The following is a 432-nucleotide window of genomic DNA, read 5'->3' on the forward strand; positions in this document are numbered from 1 at the left end:
AATGGCATACCATTTATGTGCGTTTCAGCCGCCGGACAAAAAACGTCGTATGGGAACAGGTCGCCGCCAAACGCAGCCGAAGCGAAGGTTCTTTTGCTGGATTCGATGTCGGTCAAGGCACATCCCGATGCTCACGGGGCATTAAAGAAAAGCGGAAAGTAAGCGATTAGAGAAGCCGTGCGGCGGCTGGAACACAAAGATACACGCAATAACGACAGACGACGTTGCATTTGTGAAGTTCAGCCTGTCTGCGGAGAACGCTTCCGGCACGAAAGTGGGACAGTTGTTGCTGGAAAGCATCGGGAAACGCGAAGGTGTTACGCTGCTTATGGATAGGGCATATGAGGATAACAAAACGCGAGAATTCGCAAAGGAACTCGGCTTTGCTCTCGTCGTGCCGCCGAAGCGCAGCCGCAAAAAAACCGTGGAATT

Annotated in this window: 1 protein-coding gene; it reads left to right on the top strand. The window is 52.1% G+C overall.

What is annotated here, in order from left to right; genetic code table 11:
- Positions 1–199 precede the first annotated feature (199 nt).
- Positions 200–432: transposase (locus AWU74_RS13675; RefSeq protein ID WP_368853476.1), on the top strand; the 233-nt coding region annotated here is incomplete at its 3' end.

The sequence above is a fragment of the Treponema endosymbiont of Eucomonympha sp. genome (genome assembly GCF_001028545.1).